Annotated in this window: 23 protein-coding genes; all 23 read right to left on the reverse strand. The window is 32.6% G+C overall.

What is annotated here, in order from left to right; translation table 11 throughout:
• Positions 1–187: 187 nt before the first annotated feature.
• The 23 genes from cas2 to BMX10_RS09755 all read right to left on the reverse strand — a co-directional run bounded on the left by cas2 (position 188) and on the right by BMX10_RS09755 (position 25,047).
• Entirely contained in the window at positions 188–478 is a 291-nt protein-coding gene (cas2, locus tag BMX10_RS09645) for a CRISPR-associated endonuclease Cas2 (protein ID WP_090443052.1), read from the reverse strand.
• Complete coding sequence (gene cas1b / locus BMX10_RS09650) at positions 479–1,477, reverse strand: type I-B CRISPR-associated endonuclease Cas1b (protein WP_090443055.1); 999 nt, start codon at positions 1,475–1,477, stop codon at positions 479–481.
• Positions 1,478–1,486: 9 nt separating this feature from the next.
• Positions 1,487–1,978, reverse strand: coding sequence for a CRISPR-associated protein Cas4 (gene cas4, locus BMX10_RS09655; protein ID WP_090443058.1), 492 nt, complete (start codon positions 1,976–1,978; stop codon positions 1,487–1,489).
• A gap of 9 nt (positions 1,979–1,987) precedes the next feature.
• The gene (locus tag BMX10_RS09660) at positions 1,988–4,573 is read right to left on the reverse strand and encodes a CRISPR-associated helicase/endonuclease Cas3 (protein ID WP_090443061.1); all 2,586 of its coding nucleotides are present in this window, start codon (positions 4,571–4,573) and stop codon (positions 1,988–1,990) included.
• A gap of 47 nt (positions 4,574–4,620) precedes the next feature.
• Positions 4,621–5,373: a type I-B CRISPR-associated protein Cas5b gene (cas5b, locus tag BMX10_RS09665; protein WP_090443065.1), complete on the reverse strand. Its 753-nt coding sequence runs from the start codon at positions 5,371–5,373 to the stop codon at positions 4,621–4,623.
• 2 nt (positions 5,374–5,375) lie between these two features.
• The gene (locus BMX10_RS09670) at positions 5,376–6,332 is read right to left on the reverse strand and encodes a type I CRISPR-associated protein Cas7 (protein WP_090443068.1); all 957 of its coding nucleotides are present in this window, start codon (positions 6,330–6,332) and stop codon (positions 5,376–5,378) included.
• The gene (gene cas8b / locus BMX10_RS09675) at positions 6,325–8,055 is read right to left on the reverse strand and encodes a type I-B CRISPR-associated protein Cas8b/Csh1 (RefSeq protein ID WP_090443071.1); all 1,731 of its coding nucleotides are present in this window, start codon (positions 8,053–8,055) and stop codon (positions 6,325–6,327) included. The genes BMX10_RS09670 and cas8b overlap by 8 nt, the downstream gene beginning before the upstream one ends.
• A 16-nt stretch (positions 8,056–8,071) precedes the next feature.
• A complete protein-coding gene (cas6, locus tag BMX10_RS09680; protein WP_090443074.1) occupies positions 8,072–8,764 on the reverse strand; it encodes a CRISPR-associated endoribonuclease Cas6 in 693 nt (230 codons plus the stop codon).
• A gap of 527 nt (positions 8,765–9,291) precedes the next feature.
• On the reverse strand, positions 9,292–11,226 hold the full coding sequence (locus BMX10_RS09685) for an endonuclease MutS2 (protein WP_090443077.1): 1,935 nt from the start codon (positions 11,224–11,226) through the stop codon (positions 9,292–9,294).
• A 585-nt stretch (positions 11,227–11,811) separates the two neighbouring features.
• Positions 11,812–13,365, reverse strand: coding sequence for a BCCT family transporter (locus BMX10_RS09690; protein WP_090443081.1), 1,554 nt, complete (start codon positions 13,363–13,365; stop codon positions 11,812–11,814).
• Between the two features lie 127 nt (positions 13,366–13,492).
• Positions 13,493–14,206, reverse strand: coding sequence for a hypothetical protein (locus tag BMX10_RS09695; RefSeq protein WP_090443085.1), 714 nt, complete (start codon positions 14,204–14,206; stop codon positions 13,493–13,495).
• Between the two features lie 36 nt (positions 14,207–14,242).
• Positions 14,243–14,929, reverse strand: coding sequence for an SGNH/GDSL hydrolase family protein (locus tag BMX10_RS09700; RefSeq protein WP_170834765.1), 687 nt, complete (start codon positions 14,927–14,929; stop codon positions 14,243–14,245).
• 128 nt (positions 14,930–15,057) lie between these two features.
• Positions 15,058–15,462, reverse strand: coding sequence for a hypothetical protein (locus tag BMX10_RS09705; RefSeq protein WP_090443091.1), 405 nt, complete (start codon positions 15,460–15,462; stop codon positions 15,058–15,060).
• A gap of 276 nt (positions 15,463–15,738) precedes the next feature.
• Positions 15,739–16,074 (reverse strand): cupin domain-containing protein, encoded by a 336-nt coding sequence (locus tag BMX10_RS09710; protein WP_090443094.1) that lies wholly within the window; start codon positions 16,072–16,074, stop codon positions 15,739–15,741.
• 257 nt (positions 16,075–16,331) lie between these two features.
• Positions 16,332–17,102, reverse strand: coding sequence for a GNAT family N-acetyltransferase (locus BMX10_RS09715; RefSeq protein WP_090443097.1), 771 nt, complete (start codon positions 17,100–17,102; stop codon positions 16,332–16,334).
• A gap of 583 nt (positions 17,103–17,685) precedes the next feature.
• Positions 17,686–17,976 (reverse strand): DUF1330 domain-containing protein, encoded by a 291-nt coding sequence (locus BMX10_RS09720; protein WP_170834766.1) that lies wholly within the window; start codon positions 17,974–17,976, stop codon positions 17,686–17,688.
• A 438-nt stretch (positions 17,977–18,414) separates the two neighbouring features.
• Entirely contained in the window at positions 18,415–19,461 is a 1,047-nt protein-coding gene (locus tag BMX10_RS09725) for a hypothetical protein (RefSeq protein WP_090443103.1), read from the reverse strand.
• A gap of 62 nt (positions 19,462–19,523) precedes the next feature.
• Positions 19,524–19,976 (reverse strand): GyrI-like domain-containing protein, encoded by a 453-nt coding sequence (locus BMX10_RS09730; protein WP_090443106.1) that lies wholly within the window; start codon positions 19,974–19,976, stop codon positions 19,524–19,526.
• A gap of 373 nt (positions 19,977–20,349) precedes the next feature.
• Positions 20,350–21,051, reverse strand: coding sequence for a lysophospholipid acyltransferase family protein (locus BMX10_RS09735; RefSeq protein ID WP_090443109.1), 702 nt, complete (start codon positions 21,049–21,051; stop codon positions 20,350–20,352).
• A gap of 550 nt (positions 21,052–21,601) precedes the next feature.
• On the reverse strand, positions 21,602–21,955 hold the full coding sequence (locus tag BMX10_RS09740; protein WP_244272688.1) for a tautomerase family protein: 354 nt from the start codon (positions 21,953–21,955) through the stop codon (positions 21,602–21,604).
• A 39-nt stretch (positions 21,956–21,994) separates the two neighbouring features.
• Positions 21,995–22,696: a hypothetical protein gene (locus tag BMX10_RS09745; RefSeq protein WP_090443119.1), complete on the reverse strand. Its 702-nt coding sequence runs from the start codon at positions 22,694–22,696 to the stop codon at positions 21,995–21,997.
• Between the two features lie 264 nt (positions 22,697–22,960).
• The gene (locus BMX10_RS09750) at positions 22,961–24,265 is read right to left on the reverse strand and encodes a hypothetical protein (protein ID WP_090443122.1); all 1,305 of its coding nucleotides are present in this window, start codon (positions 24,263–24,265) and stop codon (positions 22,961–22,963) included.
• Between the two features lie 317 nt (positions 24,266–24,582).
• Positions 24,583–25,047, reverse strand: a complete 465-nt coding sequence (locus BMX10_RS09755; protein ID WP_090443562.1) for a VOC family protein — start codon at positions 25,045–25,047, stop codon at positions 24,583–24,585.
• Positions 25,048–25,189 lie beyond the last annotated feature (142 nt).

The raw sequence follows: 25,189 nt of genomic DNA on the forward strand, positions 1-25,189 counted from the left end.
TTATTCTTTATATTATCGAATATCACAAGCCTAAATCAACAATATAACAGATTTTATACCAAGTCAATTTGGATGAAATATAAGTTTAATATAAATACACTTCTAATACTTGAAAACATTAGATTCTATGATAATTTTTTAGAGAATAGCCTGGTAAAAATATTTTTCTTCAGATTCTTTTAAAACCTTACAATATAAGATCTTCTCCTGTATCATTTTGCTTATTTCCTAATATTTCTTCTCCATATATATTGTTGTTCATCAATTTTATAATGCATACAAAATCCTCATATTCGTCTATTATTTTATTAAGATCTTTTTTCAGTAGCATCAACTTCGATGGCGTTATTTCACCCCTGAAAACTGATTTTTGAAAGTGAGATAAATATTTTTTGCACACTTTAAACACTTTATTACACCTCTTAACATTTACATCATAAAAAAGGAAAGCATAATTGTAGTTGTAATTTTTTTTCATCTACATTTTCTCCTTTATATCAAAAGGTTTAAATTCTATATCTTCTAATATAAATTTAATAAGCTTATAGCAATCTAACTTTATGGCTGTTTTATAGCTAACCTTTCTTTTTAGTTTCTGATGTAGGAATACACTCTCTAATCTTTCTTCAAAAGCAGTGATAAATATTTTTCTTCCTTCTTCATTTAATAAGCAATAGTTAACTTTTTTATCAAAATGCTTGTCCGCCTGTACTTTTCTATTGTTTACTAGATCAAATATAGTTTTAAAGACTAGTACAGGTTTAAAAGCTTCACTTATATCTAAGCTAAGAGAAAATCTTCTCTCAGACGGTACATGTAAAAAGCTAATTCTTTGATCTAAATGAGTATTATATATAGCCGTTATTGTTTTTGCATATAATAATGTGTTACCAAAGGAAATTAAAGCATTTATAGGATTATCTGGAGGTCTTTTCACTCTTTTATTCATTATAAAGTCTTCTAAGAGTATATACTTGAATTTTGCATAAAACCTTTGCCATAGCTCTCCCTCTACCTGCATAATCTGCTGGATATTCTCAGCTTTTCTTAAGTTTGCTTGCATATCTTTTCTAATCCAATCAATTGTATCTTTTACCTCTTTTTTATTGTGTTTGTAATAATGATATAGAACCTCATATATGTTATCTCCTGTAGCATTCACAATACTCTTGGCTATGATCAATCTTTTAGTATTATAAGCTTCTACTTGTTTTATGAGAATTTTTCCGCTATTGTACTGTTGTCTTGGATAGAAAGTACCACTGTAACCCTCATAATAATTAAAAAAGTGGATTACAATATTATTTTTCGAGATAAAATCTAACAGCTTACTGTTAATGCTTATCTCTGACATACAATATATTTCTCTTGTGTTTTCAACTGGTATGTAGACATTTTTATTATCCTTTCTGAAGCATAAAGAGTTATCTTTTCTAGTTAATTCCCCCATAGATGTTATATATCTTGTACTTCCCATAGTCTCCTCCTATATATAACAATATTCAAAATATGAACACTTTTTGCATTTTGGCTCATTAAGCTCTCTAGGAGCTTTTTCCTCAAGCAATAGCTTTTCAATACTTTTTGTTATTTTTTCAAGCTTCACTAATTTTTCATCATCTAATTCTACAATGATAGTCTTTTTACTTTTGTTCTTTTCAATAAACTCTAGTTTACCTTTTTTTACTATACCTTTATCTCTCAATACCTTTAGATATAATAATGTTTGCCATTTAGTAGCTTGTATATCAGCATCTGATTTTTTTACTTCTATCAGGTAATCTTTAGTAAGCCTATCTACCTTGATATTGTCAATACTTATCTCGGTGGATTTGCTTTTTTCTTTTTTTATTTCATGGATAGCTTTCCCGATCTTTACATCCTCACTATTGTCCTCTAGATTAATTCTATTCCCATGTAACCAACACTGCCTCTCACAATGAAAAAAATAATTCATCAACGTGCCATTTACTTTCATACATCCCTCCTATATAAAATCACCAATACCCTTATTAAAATTTTCCCGATCAAATTTTCCATCTACAAAGTATCTTTCTCCATCAGCAATATAATATATATCTCCTATACTCTCCTCGTAAGTAAAATCTTTTTTTTGCACCTTATATATAAAGTGATTGAGATTTGCGATTACTCTAGATAGCTTAATTTTTTTCTCTGCATAGTCTAAATCATTGTTTTTTAATAGGCTGATATACTCCCTCCAAACCGCTGCACCATCCAAAGTTTTGTTATTTTCTAATGTAATCTTTCTACTTAGAAACACACTATGCTGGTAATGCTCATCTATCAGCCTCATTTTTTCCTCGATTTTTTTGAAGTTTAACCCTTTTATGTTTTCATTGATAAACTTATAAAAATTATTATCATTTAATTTATTTGCTTCTTTCTCAAGTTTTTGTAATACACCCTCATAATAGATTCCAAAGTTTTTATTAATTAATATATCCCTTATTCTCTCAGTAGTTAAACTAATGCTTTTTTCTTTCCTAATATCATTTTTATAAATTTTTGCTGCATCATCTAAGTTAAAAAAATATACTATGCAATCCTCCTTCATACAGGATCTATTTATTCTACCTAAAAATTGTTCCTCAGAATCCAACATAGATATATCTTTATAGCCCACATCCATATCTATATCTACTCCCGCTTCTATCACTTGTGTGGCCACTAAAATAATGTTTTTACTATGCTTAACTTTTTCTATAATGACATTTCTATCTATACTGTTATCATCACCTGTAATAAGTTCTATTTCTTTTTTGTCCAGATGTTCTAATAGTTCATTCTGATCTTTCAATTTTTTAAAAAACTTCATTGCGCTTTTCTTTGTTATAAATTCAACCAATACATTACCATTTGTTTTTTTGCTAGTTTCCGTTACATGTTTTAGAAGCACCTCCATAATATTTTCTTGAATCTCTAATAATGAAAAATCTAATTTTACTCTATTTCTAAATATTGGATTGCTAAAGTACTTATCTCTGTTTTTAATCAAATTAATGGTTTCAGTTTCTTCATCTATAAGTTTGTTTAAATTTGGGAGTGTAGCCGACATGATTATAAATTTTATGTTTAAGGCTTCTGAATAATATTTAAGAAATGTTATAATTTCTTTCCAAATGCTATTTTTATAGCTTTGTATTTCATCTAAAATAATAATACTATTAGCCAGTTGATATAATGGAAATAAATTATCTTTTGAGGTTCCAAATAAATAATTAAATATACTAACATGAGTAGTCAAAACCATAGGATAGTGTAGAAACTGTCTATCCAAAAGAGATATTTCATAATCATCCTTCATAACGTCACTGTCTTCATATTCTGTCTTGTTTTTTGTTTTGATGGGCACTACAGAGTTGATAATTGCAATATCTTTTATCACACTATTATGTCCAAAAATTTTCTTTAGTGTATTCATATTTTGCTCAATAAGCGTATTGAACGGATATACATAGATAATTTTATTCAGCTTTCGAAGATTCTCCATCAACTTAAAACTCAAGTTGAACCCAACATTGCTTTTGCCACTTCCTGTAGGAGCTTCCAGATAGAAGATATTGTTTTTTATATGATTATGCAAATTTTCTTCAGCTTCAAGAAATAACTCATTTCTCAATATATTGATGTTCTGTATATTATCAAAACCATTTACTCTACCATAACTTTCTTTTTCATATTCCCGTATGTTTTTGTATATTTCTGTATTTTTATAAACCTGATATAAGCTATCTATATCTTGAATTCCACCAAAACTCTTAATTTCTCTTTGGTTTTTAAAATGAGATGTAGCATAATAATCACAGGCCAGTAGTAAAGAAGTTACCAATCTTTGGTATATATAAAAATATATAGAGGCTCCTTGTTTTTCCTTTTCTTTACTATTTAAACTATTTTCAACATTAGTAAAAATTCTGTCTAGTAGACTTCTATTCTCATTAAATATTATAGGTTCTTGATAGATTTTATCAAACATAGGTAACTCTTCTGTATATAATCTATGTCCTTCTCCATCTTCTTCTATCACTTTATTTTTAAACTCACTAAAGCTATCAAAGCTTCCATGGTGTTTTGATATAGCGTAAGCATTTAACAGCATAGCTATAGCCAATATGTTTCTATCTTCCTTATCTTCTTGTCCTCCAATCTTTTTAAAATAGTGGTTTAAATATATAATTGAGGACAGCATCGAGTGATTAGAATTATTAAACCTTAGCCCTTCGTCTCCTTTAAATGCTCTATTTCCCATCCTATTATATTGAAAATTACAATTTATTTTCCCTAGATCATGCATATATATTGTATTGAATAGCATCTCTCTATATAGTAATCTTCCTTTGGTGCTCATTTTTTTACATATACTTTCTTCAAGATTCAATAAAGTTGAATTAAGTTGCTTTATCTCAATAATTTTATGCAGATATTCAACAGCTAATTCAACATGCTCCTTTAAGGTTTCTTTTCTGTTTTCCATTATATGGGCATGTATTTTTCCATTATTCTTAATCAATATATCTAATTCAAATTTCTCTACACCATTAAAGTACATTATTTCCTCCTTAGGATTGAATAATAGGAGGGTTGCCCCTCCTGCTTTTAAAAGAAAAATATTATGTTATTATCACATTTATAGACTAATGAATTTTTGATAGGTTCCAAGGGCGAATTCGTGTATATGAAGGGTTTTACTTCATACTTATTGGTGGTTTCTTCTAGTGTTACTGGTAACATTTCTTGATATTTATAGATAGGAGTATAATCAATATTTACGTCAAAGGGATCATCTTCAAAGGGTTGCAGTTCAAAACAATCTTTTAGGAAAAGGCTATCTACCTTATTAGCAGTTGCTATAGGCTCAATGTTATCAATAATCTTCGAATCAACAATATTAGCTATATGATCATTTTTTCCTAAATATGGTATGTATTTAAATTTTCTTTTCATAACTTTATCTGCAAGTTCATTTTCCACTTCTCCTTCAATAAGAATATATATATCCCATTTGGGGTCCTCTAACCATTGTTCTTTTATAATAAGGTTACCTCCCTGCTCTTTTGAAGCATAACCCACAGAATTGTTAAAAATCTGGACTTTTTTAGAGATATATCCCTTATTATTTCTAGGAACTATACCTAACTTAGTCGCTTTGAGCTTTTCATAAAACTCAGGAAACAATGTTTTTTGGTTATTCTTTTGCTGATTGTACCCACTGTATCCAAGGATAGCCCCTAGTATACCCATCAAAGCTACTTTGTGAATATTGCCATAAGTAAAATAATAGTAAGTATTCACATCAGGCTTTTTAAAAAAAGCCGTCTTCCCACTCAAAGTAAATTTTAAAACTTTCATCCTTACACCTCTTTTTTAGTAAAAATATTGAATTTCTTAGCTCCTTTTATCTTCTCTTCAACGATGGTAGTATAAGGATTGTAGTAAATTTCTATGTTGCTAATCTTGTCTTGTAATTCATTTAGGAGTTCATTACATTGTAATGATATTGTGTTTTTTTCTTCACCTTTTTTAAAACTTATATATTGAGATAAGTCTGGAAGATATAAATCTCTTTGGGTTTCTACAAATAGAGCAAATTCATTTTCACAACCTATTTTAGCATTGGTACTAAAGGATGTAGCAGCCACAAGAGAAGCTTCTTTGAATTTTTTATAATCCTCTTCTGTATACCCATCAGTTACTCCCAATACTTTAAACTCATCATATGTAGCTGGGTTAATAGTAAAAGGATAGAAATAATGAGCCTCATTACTAACGATCTTAGTTCCAAGTGTAGATGCTTTGGCTTCGTCTTGGTCTTCATTGGCTTTTCCTTCTTTTTTTGATGCATCTCGAAAAGGGGAAAGTATTTGTTGTTCTTCTGCATTAGTTTCGGCATATTTATTGAAGCCTTGTCCAATCTGTACTGCACCTGTTATAGAAATGTTGTTCCCCTCTTCAGCAAAGGTAGCTCCAAAATTTTTTACATCGATAGCTTTAAACAAATTAGTTAAAACTGTTTTGCTATCCTTATCCTTTTTTAAGTCTTCTACGCTAAAAATGTATTCATATCTTTCCTTTAAAGACCTTGGTATAAGCTCAGTCTCACCTTTTTTATTTTCATATAGTTTCAAGGATTTTATATATGCAACCTTTTCTCCTTGTTGTTCCCACATTTTTTTTAATGGATACTTAAATGCTTTATCACTGCCAAACACATCTCCATTAGAGGTTGTTTTGGGGTATCCTGTAAAGTCTGCATTCCAATTACTCATTTTAGAAACAATTCCTAATATCCCATACACTCTTTTATTCATCTTCACTTTCCTCCTTATTGGATTTTTCATAGATTAAGTTGCTATGTAAATATCCAGCTATGATCAAGTCTTCCATAGTCTTTCCCTCTGGTATATAGGATGAGACCATAGCAAATAAATTGTTAAATCTATTAGAAGCAGTTTTAATTGTATAATTATATTTTTTATAAAGTTTTTTCAGTTCTTCTTTTATTTTGTCATCACTTTTTGCATTGATGATGGGATTTGCTAAAGAGTGTGTTTTGCTTTTAGTTTTACTTAATGAGATGAAATAATTGCTTAGTTGTCCTACTGCGAAATAATACTCCCTATCACTTGTTATGCTTTCTGTCCCCTCTTTACTAGCAATTTTTGTTCTTAATCTGTTTTTAATATCTGCTAGAATATCAGCCATATTATCTCCCCCCTCAAAATATTTTTTTAGTCCACATCTTAAGTTGAATTGGTCGCCTGCCTTTAACAAATATCCTTTATTTATGGACCCTTTTATTAAATCTAGACTACTTTGCTTTATTATCTTCCACGCATTGTTATCATTGCCCTTGTAAAACCAAGAAAATAAAGTGGTTCTAGACAACAATAGATTCCTTTTTAAAGCATTATCTTTTATTTTTATATCCTTAGCGTCTGTAAAAAAATTGGTTGTTAGATAGTTGCTAAAAAAAACTTCATTAATTACATTCTTTAGTGTCGATAACTTATGAATTGTATTATACTGAATTTTTGATTTTTCGAGTTGCAAGACATTTTCAAGGCTTAGTGGAGAAATTATAGTTTTATAGCAACCTATAGTGTCAAAATCATGTATCTCAACTTCTTTTCCCTTTTTTAATCTTAAATAATAACCACAAAAATCTTTATCTGGTGTTTTATCATTCTCATATGACGCTATATTATTTTCTTGTATGTAAATATTGGGTCTATTGACTGCTACTTGATTCGCTAAATAGTCAAAAAACTTTTTTTGAATTAAAACTTCTTCCTCCGAAATCAAATAAGGTATAGTAGTTTTTCTACTTTTGTTTTCTAAATAGGGTTTTTTACTATTTAACCCCATATTGTCATTAGGTAAACCATAGATTTTGCTATTGATCATTTCATTATACTCGCTGCTGTTATAGATATTGGCTAATATATATCGTTCACTTTCATTTTTATAGGTCTCTAGATCAAATTTGAAAAAAATCTTTAGATATGATTTATCTTTGCTTTCAGGTTCTACTAGGTTGAATATATTGTCTTTAATCCAAGCTTCAATTTTTTCTATTTGTGCTCCATCTGGTTCTCCAAATTTCTTTTCAAGAGATATATAAAGTTTTTTGGCCTTTGGTGTCTTGTATTTTATAAGAGGATTTTTCAATTTAATATAGTATTCTTCTATAATTTCATTCGTAATTTTTCCATTATGAACATTTTCTTTCTTTACAAAAAAGGTTAAATAATTATTACTATGTATATTCTTGTCTCCTATGGCTTTATTAGACTCTAAATATCGACTCATATAGTCGGCATTACAAATGAAATCAAAATATGAACTAGATCTATCCACCTCTTTTATTTTTTTATCTTTCTTTATATATACTTTATCTAGAATCTGAAAACCATCTTGCTTTGGATCAATAATGATGTATTCTCCATCATCAGGAATATATGCGTCAATTATGAGTTTGTCTCCTTGTTGCTTGTATTTTTTTTCAAAAATTCCTATTACATCAGATAACAATTTTCCACCTCCTCTACTAAAAAGATTTATAATTCATAAAGCCATATCCACGCCCATTAACTTCTCCAACTCCCATGCCCAATGCCATATATGCCAAATTTTGAGCGTTTTCATTCTCAGCAATATATAATGTCAGCTTGTCCCCTAAAAGATTGATATTTTTATAGGAGGAAGCAATAGGTTTTTGATTGTTAAATTCAATCCTATGGAATAATTCGAAATCTTCATCCATTCTAATATCGAAATAATTGTTATATTTTTTAATAAGATTTTCTCTTAACCTCTTTTCAAATCCTTCTAATGATAATCGACCTTTCCAGTAACCTTCATTTGTCTTAATAACAACAGGTGTTATACTATATATTTTACTGATGTATCCTTTTTTTAATATTTTACACTCCACAGTTAATCCTTTGATGTATTCTGTGCATTCATTAGCAAGATTTTTTTTAAAGTACTTTACCAACATCTCATCTACAGTCCTAATCTTTATAGAATAAACTTTCCCTTCTTTGTAAATGCCATCACTCTCTAACTTATATAGAGAATTAAAGGTATATTTTTTAAACGTATTGCTATTGTGAAAATTTCGAAAATTATCTGTAGTAGTTAAGCACTTGTCTATGATTTCTCCTGCGCGTTCCAAAGCTTCTTTTCTATGGATGCTCTTTAATAAAAATACTTTTAGTGTTAATTCATATACTTTCATTTTTTCACCTCCCTCTTATCAAAAATTTGCAAAAAAATTCTATGTATCTATATTGTAATATTCTTGTTTTCTCATCTTTTCCATAGGATTTGCTAAGTGGTTTCAGCGGGCGAGCTGGCTCAAAAGTGTTAGTCATTTAGCAATCCCGCCGATAGGCGCTATCGCGCTTTTGCACGATGTGAGAGTAGTGAGGGCCTGTCAGAGATTTTGACCCCATAGTCCCGATAGGTTGCATCTCACACCAGCACGTTGTAGCTTATTTTTTGTTTTACCAACGTCCATGTCGTCTTGTTCTGCTAATATAGCAGCCTTTGAGACACTATGTCGTAAATATTTACTTATATATCTTTACCTTTTAAGCTACTAGCATTACATCACTTATAAATCGCATTTATTACTATATTTCACCAAAAACAACAAAACCCCTTTGTTGAAAAAAGGTTAGTTTTGTCGATTTGTATATTTTTTTCTGAAGTGTCTTTGCCATCCTTTATTATGGTAACTTTCTAACAGTACGTTCTTTTTGTCTATGACTCATCTGTGTACTCTATTGCCACACCTTTAATTAATTTCCGACCTATAAGCTTCTTTTTCTTTCGGTTGTCCTTGGACTCAAAAACAATATCTAGATCATAATCCTCAGGGTACAAATGTCTTCCATCGATATGAAGTGTTAATCTTTTTTTATTAACCTTTAGCTTTTTCTTCTTTACCATTACTCCTACTTCGCCCTTGCTGTTTTCCTCTTCATATACGATTCCAGTTGCATCTAAGCTACTAACATACACACAGTCTCCCAGTTTAAATCTCTGGTTATTTTCTGCTTTTTTAGGTGGATTCTTCTTTTTAGGGTTTGTAGGGGGTTTTAATACTGGAGAGGTTGCAACTTTAACAACATTTTTCTCAAAAATCCTCCCATCATATTCCTTTGGGTAGCCATAGGTGATTTCATGCGCCCTTTCAATGATCCCTTTATTCAATCCAAGCCTTAATGCAATAAGGAATGCGTTGCTTTCTCCAGATTCTCCTATGTGTAATTTATACAAAGGCTTAAGGGAGTGAATATCAAATTCCATACAACCATTTTTAAAGCCCTTATGATTTTCTGCAAAGCTTTTTATTTCACTGTAATGGGTTGTAGCAAGAATCGTTGCCCCTTTATTATATACTGTTTCTAATATAGCAGCGGCTAAGCCTGTTCCCTCAGCAGGATCTGTCCCTGCTCCCAATTCATCCATAATGACTAAGCTTCTTTCATTGGCTTCCTCAACAATTGTAATAATGTTTTCAATATGGGATGAAAAAGTGCTCAGTGACTGTTGGATACTCTGTCCATCCCCTATATCCACTAAAATATTGTCAAAAACCGCCAGCTGACTCTCTTCTTTGGCAGGTACATGAAGGCCAGATTGAGCCATCAAGGTTAGTAGCCCTATTGTTTTTATTGTCACTGTTTTCCCACCGGTATTGGGTCCAGTTATGACCAATGCCTTATATCCTTTACCTACCATAAAGTCCAATGGCACTGCTGAAGGACCTAATAGTGGATGTCTTGCAGACTCTATATGAATATAACCCTCTTGATTAAGGTTGATTGAGTTTCCCTTGATACTACAGCTGTACTTACCCTTGGCAAATAGGAAGTCATAGTTGGCTAAGGTTTCTACATTAATTCTGATTTCTCTTTCATAGGACTCTACCATACTGGTTAAATAGGATAGTATTTTATATTCTTCCTGTTCTTCTTCTATTTTTAAGAGGCTCAATTCATTATAGTATTTCTTTACTTCTTTTGGCTCAACAAATACAGTACTACCTGTGGAGGAGCTATCAAGCACTTCTCCATCAATGCTTTTTCTATATTCTCTTTTCACAGGAATAACATATCTACCATTTCTCATACTGATGAGGTTCTCTTGTAAATACTGTGCGTATTGGGGAGATTTAAGGATTGATTCTAGCTTTGATTTTAATCTTTCCTCTAAAATAATAATCTTTTTTCTAGTTTTAGCTAGGGTAGTACTAGCCCTGTCATCTACTCTGCCATTTCGAATGCAGCGATCTATCTCTTCGGTTATATCTTTTATTTCATAGATGGATAGTGCATAGGAGCTCACCAATGGGGCTATGGAGGACTTATCCATCATAAATTTCTTCACTCTTTTTCCTGCCATTAAGAGCTCTAGTATACTCTCTAATTCCTTGGGTTGAAAAATGTTGTTTTTCCCTAGCTTTTCTAAAATCCCTTCTATTCCCTGTAAGCTATGCAAGGGAATACTGGCACTTTTCTCAACAATCTTTTTAGCTTCTGTAGTCTCCAGCATCCACTGTTCTATGACTTCAATATCTATGGAAGGCTGTAGCCTCTCCACTAGCTTTCTACCCATATCTGATAGGGTATAACTTCCTAAAGTTTCTATAATTTTATGGAATTCCAGTATTTCTTCTGGGTTTTTGTTCATTTCACTTTCCTCCTAATATTTATTCATATTAACCTGCTAAACTTCAAATTCTTCATTTAAAATACAGCATTAATTCCCTCCTTTGCACATAACACAAAAAGGCCGCAGATGAACACAAATTCATCTACAGCCTTAAGCAAGCATTATAAAAACCCATTTCCACAGCATAGTCTAACGAAAGAAATAACCCTAACATAATAAAATCATTCTATCCATCAAGACCCCGTGTAAATAGCTACAAAAAAAGCCGTGCAAAAGAGCACGGCATTGTCTGTATATCTTTAAGCTGAGCCAGTGTTCCCAATCTAGTAACGACATGCAAAAACAATGGTACAACAAACAACCTATGGAATCCTAGGCTTTAAAATCTTTTGCATATCGATATTTAGTTACTAGTTAAGAACAACCTCTATCATAAAACAAACTCCTACTTAAAGTGTCTTTTTTCATTTCCATATTACATTCTATTCAAATTTACATTATTTGTCAAGTTCTATTCTCACCATAGCTTCTATAGTGTTATTGACAAAAAAGCTGCCACGAAGAACCTCTAAAGCATGGATTTCTAAGTTATAGATTCTTTCATCATTTTTTATCTCTTTTCTTTGCTTCCTTCTCAAGACGTCGAAAACGCCTCAAGTCTGCCTCACGTATTGGCAGCGGTTCTTTTTGAAGCAGCTTTGCAATTGCGAACATTAGCAGTAACAGTATTATCGTAAATGGTAATGCCGCTACAAGGGAAGCAGTCTGTAGTGCTTCAAGTCCTCCAGCATACAGCAGTACAGCTGCAATGGCTGACATCAGACCACCCCATACATATTTGGCAAACTGGGGGGGATGCAGGCTGCCAAAGGAAGTCATACTTGATAAAATGTATGTCGCCGAGTCAGCAGATGTCACTAAAAAAGTCAGAATCAGCAGAATAGATATGATAGAAATAAAGTTGGTCAAGGGTAAATAATTATAAGTGTTAAAAAGAGCTGATGTTAGATCAGCATCTACAGCTGCTGCTATATCCGTTCCTCTATTTAAATCATTCCATAGCGCAGTACCTCCAAATGTAGCAATCCAAAGACAGGCAATAACAGGAGGAATAATCATAACCCCAAATATATATTCACGTATAGTCCTACCTCTAGAAACCCTTGCTACAAAAGCACCAACAAACGGTGACCAAGCAATCGCCCAGGCCCAGTAAAAAATTGTCCAATCCCGTACCCAAGTGCCGCCTTTATATGGCTGCATCCTCAAGCTATATTGAATGAAATTTGTAAAATAATCCCCCATTGCCAAAGTAAAGGTTTCTAAAATAAAAACAGTAGGACCAACAGTAAATACAAATAACAGCAACCCTAATGCAAGCCCTAAGTTTAAATTGCTTAAATAGCGAATCCCTTTCTCTAAGCCTGTAGTGGATGACAGCATATAGGCAATTAAAACAATAATAATTATAAGCATTTGGATTCCAAAAGTATTGTTTATGCCAAACACTATGTTAAGTCCACCACTCATTTGAAGCACCCCAAGACCAAGGGAGGTTGCGATTCCCATGACTGTTGCAATGACTGCAAGTGAATCAATTATATTCTTCACGATTATTCTGCTGCCTGTAATGGGCTCCAATGCCGTTGAAACAAGTCCGTCTTTTTCCTTTCGAAACTGTAAAAAACCAATGACAAGACCAACAATTGCAAAAACAGACCATTGACTAACACCCCAGTGGAAAAATGAGTATGCCATAGCAATCCTAGCAGCTTCTCTTGTCTGACCTTCTACTGCAACGAAGGGTGGAGAAAAAAAGTGACTCATTGGTTCAGCTATCCCCCAAAACACCAGCCCTACACCAAAGCCTGCAGAAAATAGCATACCAATCCAAGTGAAAAATGTAAACTCAGGTCTCTCCTCTGGTGCCCCTAGACGTATAGCACCGTATTTGCTTAGTGCAAGGGCAACTAAAAAAATAATCAGTATGAATACCGCAAATAAATAAAACCACCCGAAGTTAATGGTTGTATAATCAAATAATCTAGAAGCTATCTCCCCAAACCTTTTGGGCATAATCGCTCCTACTAAAACAAAAAACAATATTACTGCTGCTGATACTGTAAAAACAGGATTTTTCCAAATGTTTTTTTCCATGTCACACCTCTCAAGAGTAATTAGCTTTTCATAGTTTTCCCATTAAAATTTAGCATATACTTTTTTGTTTGATAGGTGAAGATTTTATATTATTATGCATAGTCAAAGGCTATGTTTTTTTGCTTGTTTAAAATATTCTCCACTTCTTTGCTCTTGGATTGTAATCTAAACACAATCCACTATTTGGCATGTTTCTCTGTTTGTCCAGTTTGGTATGAACACTTTCAACCCATTCCATTTCTCCAATCGGGTATATTCTAACTCCATTGTTATAAGAATTCTCAAAATCAATAACTGCACCATTTTTAAAATAGTCGTATAAAGTACTCATAATCTCATCTGGAATAGCAGCTATTTGTTTTTTTCTGCCCTTTAGCTCGGTAAGAATTTTATGTTCAATCACTTTTTTATACTCCTTTATATCTATCATGTACACTTTAACCCAATAGTCATCATCATGACATAAATAAATATATTTATTGCTTAAGCTATCAAATACAATTTTTGACAATGGTATTTTTTTATGACCTACATATAGCAACTCTGCAAGCTCTTGCTTAGTAACTTTTTTAATGCTCTCCTCATACTCAAAATCTACCCAACAAAAATCTCCATAGCTATATACATCTTCTTTTAGAAAGCTTTCCATATGCTCATTTGCTATGTATTCCATAAATAAGTCAGTGCTAAAAGCACAATCAGCAGGAGAGCCTTTAAGAATCAATATGTTTTTGGGTTTGGTCAGTATACCATTTATAAAATTTTTAAATTCCATTCCAGAGGTCTGAACAAAATTATTTGTTTCATCAATTTTAATATAACAAAACCATTTATTTCTCATTTGTTACCTCCTTGTGCTTTTTGTATAAATTTCATTCTACTCCTTTTCCTTCATAATTAATTTTGCCAGACCTATTGCTCCTTTGCAATTCAAATGAACTCCATCAACCGTAATATCAAGATCTCTTTTTTTACTTATCCAACCTGATAGACCAAGATATGTGGTTAATAGACTATCCCATATCACATCATTAGGATTTTCTGAAATAAAGTAATGGTTCTCTTTCTCTCTTATACTCTTTTTTTGCCAAGAATTAAAATTAATATATCTAATGCCTTTATTGTTGCATATATTCATTATTACTAGATTATACGCATCCACCTTCTTATTTAAATCACTGTTTAGATTTTCTCCAAGACAGGGAATGCTAATTATGGATATATGTTTAGTATGTAATACTTCGATGAGTTTTTCATACTCGTCTCTGTATCTAGATAAATCGACTATAGGAGCTTTATTCTTTACTTTAATCTTGTTTTTCCATGCGTTTGAGCATTCTTTCAAATGAGGTAATAAAACATCATTTGTACCAATTTGAAGAATATAATTATTGCATTCAGATTTACTTATATTTTCTTTAACTCGGTTTAGCATTCCAGTTAATGTATCTCCACCTAATCCATGATTCTGATATATTTTCTTATCTAAATACTTAAGATACGATACTCCAGGTTGCCCCTGTGTTATACTATCACCAAAACATGCAATAAGTTTAGATTTCATAAAAAAATGCACCCCCATACCCTCACTTAACCTTATAGAATTCGCCTAGCGCCAGCACCTCCCATAACCATGTTGTTATGTGATCACCTCAAAAGCTCTACGTTAGCAACTACACTAGTACCCTTCTCTTACAAATCTTGTCCATCCTTGGGAAATTTGGTTCTTCCCACTAATTCATCTTTTAAGGTTCTAATATTTGTCTCTATCGATACTATATATGGGATTATATTACCAAATGCGTATATTGCTACCCCAAAGGTAACAATTAGTACTCCACTTAGAAGACTCGATAAATTACCTTGTCCTAACCCAACTATCATAAATAAAATACCAATTATTGAGCTTAAAATCCCTAAAGACTCAACCCATTTATTGACTTTCATTATTGAACTTTTATCAATTTTATCATCTACCATTTTTTCTTTTTTTAATTCACTAAGACCTACTTCTTTACCAGAACAGTTTTTGCACAAAACTGTATATGCATTACCATAGTTTACTGATATTTTACTGTCGCATGCTTCACATTTCATTTTAATTTTCTCCTTCATTTTTTATATATTTGATGGAAAAAGGCTACATTTAATCCCCGCTATACATTATTCATTGAAAGCATTTCGGCTAACGCTCGGCATTTACAACATCTCTGAAGTAAATCCACCTGACCTTTCCCTTTACATATTATTCTAGTACCCTTGTTCAAATGTTTTGTTGTATGTTGTTCTATTACCACTAAATCTCTTTTATCTTACTTGTTTTGCACCTTAAGTGCTTTTCAGTTACACTAAATGTACCATACTTAAATCAAATCACCTTTTAGTCTTGTACCTATCCTTTTGATTAAAAAATGTCATATCTGCATATCCAGCAAATATTTTACCTGAATGCTTTGCTCCGCTAGGAATAAAATACCTATCTCCTTTTGAATATGTATTTTTTATGCCCTCAACTATTAATTCAATCTTGCCTTCAAGAACTATTCCCCATTGTTCTTCATGGGAATGTTCTGTTAAATCAACATCCTCAGCAAACTTCATAAATATAATCTGATGATTTTCTCCTTGTGATAGATAGGCCTTAATACCTTTAATTGGAATATCTGCCTCTGGCAGCTCCATAATTGGTTTAGGAAATAATGTTGTCATGTTTTTTCTCCTTTCAACTTCATTTTCATTTTTCTAAGATTAATAAATCCTTATATAAAAACTTCACTAAAAATAAATACTATAGGCCTTGTATTGTTCAAACACAAATTTTACTCGATTAATATTTTGATATGTATCTTTCAATTTATGATAATATACATCATTACCAGATGAAATTAGGTGAAGTGATGAAGGAACAAAACCGTAAACCTTGCTGTTAGACGAAGTACATTGATGTTTCTATAGTTTATTCTAGTTTAATCTATGCACTTTTCTACAATCTTATCAAATCTACTATCCATACAAACGCTAATATCTGTTGTAATGAATTTACCATTATAAAAAAGACTAAATATTGTATCTGGTGTTGGAGCAGTTTGGGCTTCTTCTATTGTTTTGAGTTTTATTGTTTTTAGCTTAATATTTCTTTTTTCTACTGTTTCAGCAAGAGATACTTTTACATGATATTCAGCATAAGGACAACGATTAGAATAGTAGACTACATAACCATCTTTTTCAGGACATTCTCCACTAGTTACCGTCGCACTAAACCTTGGTTTATTAGTTTTTTTGTTGAAATTTAAAGAAATTAGAATGAACCCAGAGGGAATTTCCTGACAAACCTCAAAACCCTGTTTAAGTAACCATTTAGTATCACTCATAAAATGATATTTTTTCTTTCCTACAACAGTAACTAAGCCATCCTTCCCTTGTTCTTTAGCATCTGCAATTGCTTTTTCTAACAATGCTTTACCATGTCCTTTTTTCTTATATTTACCAGAAACCCAAAAACAACCAATATTCATATAATTTGGAGCATCAACTGGAATCCATGCTTTTTCAGTAGGCCCATATTCTATAAATACTTTTGCACGTTCATCTAATCGTAGAAAAGTATATCCATTATTAAATTCATTTTTTAACCATCTTTTTTTTAGGTCATAGCTATCTGAACATTTTTTATCAGAAATTGCACAACAAATATGTTCATTTTCGATATTACTTTGATCAAGTTTAATATAACTCATTTTATAACCTCCATATATATCCTTATTTAACTAAAGAAACTCTTGAAATAATTAGTTATTAAAGCATAGGTTATCTCTAAATTAAGTATATCAGTTAAAACCTGAATACAGTATGTCATGTTTAAATGTATTTCGTCTAACGTTTTGAGGCTTAGCAATGTCAGACTTTCCCTATGTTTTATCTGTCCCATGTCTGCTAAGCCTCTGTTATATGCTGTCCCTTTAACTGAAAGATTTCTACTTCCACTTATTTATTGCTCTTTGTGACGTATAGGAAAGACGATGCGACTTAAACCTTAATTTAAATTTTTCATATTTTTTAAAAAATTATAGATAAACAACCCCATGATTAAATAAATAATGCTAAGGGGTACATTTGCAGAACATGACCATAACTCCCAATGAATGCAGATGAGAAATTCGTTAAGCAATCTGTATGTTTGAACGTAGTGAGTTTGCAGATTGTAGGATTTTTTATCGAAGTGAGCTGTAGGAGTTATTCATGGGTGAAACCGTAACGTGTGTATTATTTATTTAAACTCAAAATTGCTCATCTATATGTAATGATTAAGATTGCACTATTTCAATCGAGACCTTTTACTAAGATAGTATCACATGTTGCGGCTTTCAAACGGTGTTTTAATATTTTCTGATACTCAGTTGATTCATACCAGTGCTTTAATTCCTTTTCATCTTGAAATTGAATAATTATAATCCTGTTATATGACCAGTTACCTTCAAGTATTTCAGGACTTTTATCTACAGCTAAATACTTACCATTAAATCTTGAAAAAACTTCATCAACACTATTTAGATATTTTTCATACTCTTCATTATCATTAATCTGAATTTGAGCTACAAAATAGCAACTCATATTGATCCCTCCATTATTATTGAACATCTCATTATCCATCTGCTCTGCTAATATACTTAATCTCTAATAAAGACCTCAAAGGTTTCTCCCAAATTGGCATGTTCTCTAACGTTTCCGTTTTTACGACGTCCCTGAACCGGACCTAAAGGTAGACCGTCTTGCTGGAGCTTCGCTCACGGTGAAGGGATGTGGTGCCTGACGGGCTTCCCTATGCTCTAAGATTAAGGTTACTGACCTTGCCCCCGGCACCCCTGCGAAAACACTATGTTATCTGCTGTCTCGTGTCATCAAATCTACTATATCCACATCACCTTTTTTATTTCTTAATGTTTCATTTTATAAAGAATACAAAATAACTCAACTGAACATTACTCATAATCTTAACTGCAAATTTAAATTTGTCGTACTTATGCTTGAAAGGCGCAATGAATATAATGTTTATTTCTTTTGCAAGCATGACAATTCTTGATCAAACCACGTTTCAATGTCATCTCGTATATCTAAAACAGAATCATCCAACGATATGGGAAGTCCACGGCAACCGCCATCACAATGACCGATTTCTCTTTTTCTGCCACAGCCATATCCCTTTTCAATCAGTTCCTGCAAAATTGGAGGAAACGTTTTGACGGTGTCAGTGTATTCGTGCGTCTTTGTCGATTTCACATTGATATGATAGCCGTTGTTGAGGGAAGCGTTAATTCCCCATAAATCTTTCCGTTTATAACCATACTTCATATAGATATGAAACCCTTTTACTTCCACAACGCAGGTAAGTCCTTTATCCAGATAGCGCTGATGCAGTTGCAAAATGAAATCCTGCACATCTGCGGATAAAGGCTTTATCGTATCCTGCACGATGGAAAGCACATCGGTTTTATCCTTTTTCAATACCCTGTAATCACAGCGCAAAAAAACATCCTGGTTGACGAGGGTGCCATGGTCTATTTCGGCGATTGCCATGACCTTCAGGCCTGTCAGCATAGTGGGGTTATCTGGATATGTAATCTTTATGGTTTTGATGTCTGACAAGTTTTGCTTTTTTTCATTTATATCTATACCATCAATGCAAATACCACAATCCGCCAGAAACCGAAGGCATTCAAGGTTTTTGGTAACAGACAGCTTTCCATTGAATACTGTATTTCCACAGGCGAGAGATTGCGCGTTTTCAACTGGCATACCATGATAACCTATGTTCATTAGTATGGTGCTTACATTGTGCAGGAACGGATAATACACCGAAAGCGTGGTGCGGTTTTCATATTCATGGGCAACTTTTTTGCTATTATCATAGACATCGCCTTTGGTGTATAAAACATCGTAAAGCCGAACCAAAAAGGCTCTGAAGGCCAGAACGCCCTCACGTATGCTCTCTTCAGCTGAAACATTTGTATATGTAGGATTGATCGCATATGCTTCCTGCGTTTCGGGCACCATAATTTCCTTCAAATAACTTGCCACATCCCGAAGCGTTTTTCTCATGTGTTTCACCTCTTATAATTTACTTTGCCTTATATCTCTAAAACCAATTTGCAAATTCCTGTTTATCTGATTGGTGCCCATAATTGACATGAATTGCTGTCTTTATCTGTATAGTACTCAAAGTACAATCCAATCTCAGCGTTTGGCTCATAACCTTCTTTTGGTATCTCTTCTTCAAAAAATACTGTCCATGCGTCAAAAACACTCATATTATTTGGCACTGTATAAACAGCATATCTTGCTGGCGGTATCTTTTTAATCGCTTTCGACTTTGGTAATTCAACACCTGTAGACTTTATTTCTCTTCCCAACAAATAACAGTATCTATGATTCTCTGTATACCACATTAATCCATATAAACCTTCTTTGCATCTATACTTTGCTTCCAACAGTTCGTCAGATTTATTGTTCCGATAATCGTCCCATAATCTTCCTAATTCAGTTGAGCAGTTGTCTACCGATGTTTCAACTACATAGCCGCAAATCATCAACTCATCCCTATTAATTATCTCCATACTAATCCTCCTCTTCTATTAATACCTAGTATTAGAATAATGCCCAGCACCATCTGGCACATAACGGGGCCGCGGGTTTGCGACGTCCCTGAGCCGGACCTACCTGACCTTCCCCCTTGGCGAAACTTCGTTCCCGGTGAAGGGATGTGGTGCCTGACCTTATCCTTGAAACATTCTCCCTGCACCTCTCGTAAACACAGTGTTATATATAGTTGCCTATTCAGCTCCAACGGCCCACCCTAACAACTTTTTCTATTATCCAAATACTACCAAGATAATTATATAGCAAATGTTGCTTCTTTGGCATTAATATAGGTGACTCCGATTGTTAACGATGTTAGAAACCTAATCAGTTAGACTGTTTTCAGTCTACTTATTTATAAACCCCTCTATAATTTTTAGGTAATAATTCTGCTATTTTCTTCATTATATATTTTGTGGCAAAATCTTCATATTGTTTTTTATCTTGCTCTTTTGCTCTTTTGGGAAATTCAAATTGTTTTCCAATGTTGATATGAACATCTGCATAATTAAAGGTTTCCGCACTCATATCTCCTTCCTTATTTATAGGTAACAATTTTTCTGTCCCATATAATCCAATAGGTACAATAGGAGCACCTGTCATTTTTGCTATAAGAAAGATTCCTTTCTTTGCTTTAATCAAACTACCGACTCTACTTCTAGTTCCTTCTGGGAAAATCAGTAAACTTTCCCCTTGCTTAACAAGCTTAATAATTTTCTTAAGACCTTCTTTATCAGCAGTATTAGGTTTTATATTTGTAGTCTTTATTACATTAACCCCTATACTTGTAAAAGCATTATTTGACAGCTTTACACCTGCTATAAAAGTTGGATTAATCTCTTTTAAAGCCTTGTCTAAAACTAATCCATCAGAATTGCTTAAATGATTACATATAAAAATAGTTGGTGTTTTTATTCCCTTTAAGTTTTCACTTCCCTCGATAGTTATATTGGCATATTTTTTTAGATATTTATCAACAACTTTTTTAGATATATATGTAACAAATTTATCCGGTAAAATATTTATAAGCTTTGCCGTTGTAGTGGATATCATTTGCTTACTCCTCCTGAATGTTTCTATACTTGAAATTATGTATTGATACACGTAAAATGTCTAACAGTAATTATTTCTACTAATTTAGGTTACTTCGATTACTAACGATGTTAAAAACCCAACCAGACTTTCAAATATAGGTGACCCGATTTACTAATTAATACAAGCCTTAATTAGCTCTCAATTAAATAATATAGACCCAAGAAAACAGCTCTGAAATGAATAGACAATTGTATATAACGGGGCCGCGGGTTTGCGAAGTGGCTTTGGCGGGCGAGCTGGCTCGTACGTCTTAGCCATTTTGCAAACCTGCTTGATAGGCGATGTCGCGCTTTTGCGCGATGCCAGCGTAGCGAGAGCCTATCGGGGCGCATTGCCGAAGCCTTTGAGTTGGACCCTAAAGGAATACTTCTTGGCGGAGCTTCGCTCCCAGTGAAAAGGTGTGGTGCTGAGCTTGCCTATGACACGTACTTCCAGCACCTTTATGCAAATGCACTATTATGTGATTGTTTCTGGCGTGCTTTTGCCCTTGAATTTCGAGTCGCATCCTTTAAACATCTGCTTTATAATTTAAAGTTAATTCATCTCCTGTAACTCCTCTTATTCCCCAATTACATGCAGGAGTTTCAAAGATAGTTATTTCAATATCTTTAGGGGCTATATGTAATTCTTTTTCTATTCTCTCAAATAATAATCTCAACAATTTTTTCTTCGTTTCCTTTTTTCTACCTTCAAATATGCTTATTTCAATTATCGTATAGTTCTCACTTCTATCCGATTGAAAATAAAAATCTTCTTCTTTCATTGGAAAAAATCTATGAAACCTTTTATCTTCAGGATATTCAAATACCTCAACTACACATAAATGAATTACATCTAACAAATCTTTTTTTATTGGATTCAAATATTTTTCTATACCATATACCTTAATTTGTCCCAGAATTTATTCCTTCTCCAATAAATTAATCTTCAAAATTTCATTTCCACCTTTTACAAACTCATAATTTACACCTTGCTTTTTAAAGCTAAATTCTTTGAAATCTTCATCTTCCATAATTCTTTCAACTAAATCTGATTTTTTCCCTTTTAAATTCACTAGCGGAAATATTCTAATTTCTTTTCTGGTAATCCTTATTAGTTCCTCTAATGTTCTTTTATGAAAATCATAGTCTAAATGCTCATCATACATGAATAAAAAATGAGATACTAAAGATATACTAAACTCTTTATCTCTAAAACTGCTACTTGGATACTCAACAAATTTATAGTTATCACCTTTATTTTGTGAAAACTCTTTTACAAAGGTCTTATATGCTTTTTCTCTATGTTTTTTCAAATGGTCTATACTATTGAAAAAATCCCACTTGTACAGTTCCTTAATCCCCTCCAACTTATCCATTACTTCCACTAAATCCTTTGAACACTTTTTCTCAATTTCAGCGGGACTAAATTGATATATTCTATCACTACTTATAACATCATATCCATATTCCCTAGCCTCCGCTCCAAATGAAGATACCCCAGAAGCAACATCTAATACCCTCTCTTCTACCAAATTCAACTCTGCTAATTCAAACATCTTGTCATATTCTTCAAAAGTTCTCCCAATCAAAACTACCTCTTCTAATTCCAACTCTCTACTCATCTAATCTCCTCTTCTCTTCTCTCTAAATTTTGAAAATGGTTTTATATGGTTTTAGCCAGAAATGTCACATAACGTTTCTGCCATTCCCGACGCTTTCGAACTGGACCCCATAGGAAGACCCCTTGGCGGTGCTTGCACCCAGTGAGAAGGTGTGGTGCCTGACCTCGCCCCGTGACGGTGCCTACAAAGACTTGCTTCCTGACCGTGCTTCTTGCACCCTTGTGGGAATGGCTTGTTATGTGAAGGAATTAAACTGGAATTTTTCTAATCATTTGACTCATTTGACTCATTTGACTCATTTGACTCATTAGCTTCTTTATAATTGCTTATAATTTCTTGATACTTGCAATCTTCTCTATATATATCTAGAACTGGCCATTCTTCTAAATCACAAACTGCTACTTCTCCTGCTTTTAGAACTAAATCCATCAGAACAAACGTTTTTTCCTTATCATCTAATAAAGCACTCTGACATAACAAGAAATCTTTTGTACAAGCACTAAAATCTTCCTTTTCAACTTCATTTTTTATTTTATCAAAATCGTCTAACTCTTTATGTGCTAGCCAATAATTAATCTTAGCCATATTCTTTAGCACTATTGGGCAACTTCCTTCTTTCATTAAAAAAATGGTAAAACTTTTTACAAGTTCCCATCTTCTCAAATCCATATTTCTATATATTTGATCAGCAATAAAACCATATCTTGACTCATCATGATTCTTCCTTTTCTTCCATAACTCTAATGCTATTAATATGAACATTGATTCAAACACATCTATATATCTTATCAAATAATCTTTATCAAGAAATATTGGCATATTTTTTTTATCTGTATCACTTAGAAGCTTCTTATCAACATTTGCTAAGTATACAGAGTTTATAATTCCATTATTATGCACAAAGATATTTCTTCTTAAAAATACTTCATACATTTCACTCTCTAGATCTTTTAAATATCCCATATTTAAACCTAAACTTTGTTTTAGAAAAGCTATCCATTCCAAAAAGCTTTCTCTGATTAAGTTTTCTATTCTTGAATCAATGATATAATTTCTAGCATCATCAATAGTTGAGAACGAGGTCAGTTGATTATATGAAAAGAATTTGTCATTTGCTTTTAGTAAAGTGGATTTAATTTCATCATAATACTCACTATAATATACTTTTAATAAATCTGCTAAATAACACTCAACCGTGCTGATGATGTTCATTAAGCAACTCTTATACAACATTTGTTTCTGTTCATCTAGTTCTCTCATTCTTTTTAATGCTTTTTCAAATCTATCTGCACCATTTCCACTAATACTTACTTTAGCACCATCATCAGTTTTCTCTATACTAAATATACCGTCAAAGTTATCTTCAATTTTTGCCTTATCTTCTTCTGACACTTTTAGTTCATCCTCAATTTCAAAGGTACTAAAAACTAATCTAAGCAATTCTAAATCTGTTCTGTCTCGTTTAAAATTCTCTATTTGCTTTTCTTCTAAAACAGGTTCCACAAGATTGATAAAAGTCTTTATAGCATCATAATTATTATTTAGCTTTTTTATTTCTCTTTCAAACATTTTTAAATCAACTCCTCCATCTTAATAAATTCTTTCACATAACGTCTCGTGTCTCCGACACCCCTGAGCTTACAGGGAAGAATTGAGTCTTAGAACTTGTTCACAAGTTCTTGGTGAAATCGACCCGACTCAGTTAGCGAAGGGAGTGTGGTTGCCTGCCCTTCTCCAACGCAAATGCTTCTGGCAACCCTTGCGGAGACACATGGTTATCGGACGGATGAGGCCTCCAGAGACCAGAATGCCACACGGACGTGGCATCCTTGAATCCTACCTGTAACTAATTATAAAATTACATTTCAACTGCACTTTATACATAATCATAATTTATTGTCTGGTAATTGATTTAATTCAATAATATTCCCTTCTGGATCCTTAAAATATATAAATCTAAAACCAGCAACACTCTGTGGTTCTTTCACTATAATAGGCTCAGAAAAAAATTCAATACCTGTTTCCTTTAGACCCCTATATGTATCTTCTAAATTCTCCACATAAAAGGCTATATGCCTGAAACCTGGATAATCTGCAATTGACAGTTCCTTTATCCTATCTACTTTTTGGTTATACTCAAACATTTCAATTTCTACACCATTCCCCGGAATACTTAAATGTGCTCCTCTCGCCTTAGCATCAGAAATACCTACTCCTTTTCTAAAATCCTCACTGGCTATTTCAAATTCTCTAATTACTTCAAATCCTAGCGTATTTGAATAGAAGTCAACCATCTTTTCATAATCATTAACTACAATCGCAATGTGTCTAAACTTGTTTACTTTTATCACATAATCACTCCTCACAAAAATCTATTTTATTATTCTTTATAGTCATTTTACTATTATCACTTTACTAAATATTAAAACTCCAAAGCTCATCTTACTAAAATCCGCGCAGGACGCGCGGCCTTTGCCTCATCTGTCCGATAAC

Source organism: Natronincola peptidivorans, assembly GCF_900111615.1.
Lineage (GTDB): Bacteria > Bacillota > Clostridia > Peptostreptococcales > Natronincolaceae > Natronincola_A > Natronincola_A peptidivorans.